This is a genomic window from Verrucomicrobiota bacterium, assembly GCA_021413925.1.
Taxonomy (GTDB): domain Bacteria; phylum Verrucomicrobiota; class Verrucomicrobiia; order Chthoniobacterales; family UBA6821; genus UBA6821.
Map to the genome: position 1 here is coordinate 1 of JAIOPL010000031.1, position 3059 is coordinate 3059.

General features: G+C 57.3%; 3 protein-coding genes. All 3 read left to right on the forward strand.

The window, feature by feature from the left end; translation table 11 throughout:
* Positions 1–192 (forward strand): DNA-binding protein (locus tag K8R57_11025; protein MCE9588830.1); only part of this gene is annotated, 192 nt, incomplete at its 5' end.
* A gap of 88 nt (positions 193–280) precedes the next feature.
* On the forward strand, positions 281–1468 hold the full coding sequence (locus tag K8R57_11030) for a glycosyltransferase (GenBank protein ID MCE9588831.1): 1188 nt from the start codon (positions 281–283) through the stop codon (positions 1466–1468).
* 31 nt (positions 1469–1499) lie between these two features.
* A partial coding sequence (locus tag K8R57_11035; GenBank protein MCE9588832.1) for a family 1 glycosylhydrolase occupies positions 1500–3059 on the forward strand: 1560 nt, incomplete at its 3' end.

The following is a 3059-nucleotide window of genomic DNA, read 5'->3' on the forward strand; positions in this document are numbered from 1 at the left end:
TGGCACCGCTTCGGTCTCTGGGGTCTGGCCTTGATCGCTCCGGTCTCGGTTGGCCCTCAGGCTACCGCGATCCTTGCCCTGGCGATGGGGGAGTCACCCCGAAGAATCCAGTGGGCTATCTCGCTGGGCATTATCCCCTGGGTCCTGTTGTCCGCATACCTGACCTCCCTCGGATTCAACATTTTTAAATGACAAGGAACAGAACATGACCCACTCAACTCACTCTGCCAACCTGGCCAACACCGAGTTTCCCGGCGGAAGCTCCGCCATCGGAAAGCCCATGGGAAAGACCCTAGGGAAAAGGGTTCTGATTGTTTCGGCCAGCGCCGGGACAGGACATCTAAGGGCTGCGGCAGCTTTGGAAAAGGCATTCAGGGGGATGCCTGACGTCGAGGAGGTTCGCTCAATCGACGCGCTGAAATACACGAACCGCCTATTCCGTGATTTCTATTCGAAGCTCTACACGCAGCTTGTGGCGAAGGCTCCCACGTTTCTGGGATGGTGGTACAAGACAAGCGGCGAGCCGTGGAAGACGGATAAGATGCGCCTGATGCTTGACCGCCTGAATACGGCTCCCCTGATCAGGCAGATCACGGCGTTCAATCCTGACATTACTGTCTGCACGCACTTTCTTCCGGCCACGCTGATTTCCCACCTCATAGCCGAACAGAAACTCCAGGCCCGTCTCTCCATCGTGGTGACGGATCTTGATTTCCACGCGATGTGGCTCTCGAGGACATTTCACCGCTATTTTGTGGCGCTTGAGGAAACGAAGGTTCATCTGCAGAAACTGGGCCTGCCTGGAGATCGGATCACGGTAAGCGGAATTCCCATCGACTCCTCGTTCCATGAGTTCAGTCCGGAGGAACAACGAGCGGTCCGGATCAGACTCGGACTCGATCCCTCACTGCCGGTTCTGCTCGTGTCGGCGGGTGCGTTGGGAGCGAGTCCGGCCGAGATCATTCTGGAAGAACTTTTCGAGCTGAAGCGGCCGGTCCAGATCGTTCTTCTTGCCGGACAAAACGAGGACTTAAAGAAGAGGCTGGAGGTCATGGCGGCCGCGTCACCCTCGCCGATGATCCATGTGACGGTGATCGGCTACTCAACGGAGATGAGCTGTTGGATGGGGGCGGCTACCCTCTTGATCGGGAAGCCGGGGGGAATGACGATTTCCGAGGCGATGGCCTCCGGTTTACCAATGGTGATCGTCTCCCCGATCCCCGGACAGGAGGAGCGCAACAGCGACCAACTTCTCGAAAAGGGAATAGCTATCAAGTGCAATGACTTCACAACGCTCTCCTACAAGGTGGAAAAGCTCCTGGAGTGTCCCGAGCGTCTTGAGGAGATGAGAACCCATGCCCTGAGCTGGGCTCATCCCGACGCGGCACTCACCATCGTCCGAACGTTACTGGATGAGACCAACCGCCCGCAGACGGCTGTCCAACTCGACAGATCGAAGCTGGCATGACCCTCCAACTAGCGTAACCGAATGTGAATCCATGATCTCTTCCTCTCACGACAAGTGGCCTGGACAAAAACCGAGGCCGGAAAACATCCGCCTGACTGAGGGAGAAGAATTCCTGTGGGGAGTGTCGACTTCGGCTTACCAGCACGAAGGGGGAGTCAATGGCGAGGGCGAGCCTCAGAACAATTGGGCCTGGGCGGAGAGGGAGGAGAGGGTCGATCCCGCAGGTAGCGCCGCTGATTTCTGGAGCAGGGCCGAGGAGGATTTCGAGCGTTGCCGTGAGCTTGGCATCAATGCGTTCCGGTTAAGCCTTTCCTGGGAACGGATTCAACCAACGAGGGAACTGACCACCGACGGCCTTCCCAGTCAGGAGCCGCCGCCCCCATTCGACGAGGGGGCGCTGGAGCGCTATGCGGAGATCCTTGCCGCCTGCCGCAAGGAGGGACTCGAGCCGGTGGTGACACTCCACCACTTCACTCATCCCGCCTGGCTGGGGATCGATGCGTGGCTCGACCGCGGAACGATCGGAAAGTTTCTCCACTTCGTTGAGAAGACGGTCGGATACCTGCTGAAGGTACTCCCCGAAAAATATGGCGTCTTGCCGCCACGTTGGTTCATCACGATCAATGAGCCGAACCTGCTTGCCGCGAGCAGCTACTTCAACGGTTCCTTCCCGACTGGTAAGGAAACAAAGAAGAATCCGGCTCAATCAATCACCTGCGTCTCTCATCTGATGGAGGCGCATGTTCTGGCTTACCGGCTGATTCACCGTCTCTACCGGGAGCATGGGAAGATCGGCGACCTGGCTCCCAAGGTGAGCTTCAACAACTATTGCAGTGACCTGTATTGGAACGATCAGGCATGGATGGACCTGCTCTTTGCGCGCTCGCGGGGCATTGCCAGGGAGCATCTCATGTCCTATCTCTGGAAGCAGACCTGGATGCTTGACGAGGCATTTTTCAAGGCACGGCTTCCTATCCGGCCGATGATCCGGTTTTGGTTGGGCGAGTTGTTGAAGAAGCTGCATCACTTGGTTGCCTTTTCCTACACCTCCGAGCCTGCCTGGAAGCAACTCCTGGACGTCCTCTATGACCCTGCAGAGGCCGATCAAGCACCGCTCGATTACATTGCCTTCGACTACTATGATCCGTTCATCGCTCATGCGCTCCGCTGGCCCAGGTGGAACGATCTGTTTCACAAGCACCGTCATCAGCATGTGCCGATCCCTCCTCCGTTCCATGAACGACTGCTCGAGAGCATCACCAACAAATGGTGGGACTGGCGACTGCTGCCCGAGGGGCTGACATTCTTTGTCAGTATCCTGGAGCGCTTCAATCTGCCGATCATGATCGCGGAGAACGGCATCGCCTATCGCTCGGACCCGCGCCGTCACTACGGCAGGAGGGATAATCTTCTAAGGAGTGATTTTTTGCGCAGTCACATCGCGGTGGTTAAGGAATTGAAGTCCAAGGGCTGGCCTCTCATCGGCTACTTCTACTGGTCACTCATGGATAACTACGAGTGGGGGTCTTACGCGCCCAGGTTCGGTCTCTACTCCCGGACTCGCGAGGCGGTGGACTTCATGGGCGACAAT

Coding starts and splice junctions, on each gene's coding strand:
- K8R57_11030 (MCE9588831.1), top strand. CDS start 281: ATGGGAAAGACCCTAGGGAAAAGGGTTCTGATTGTTTCGGCCAGCGCC.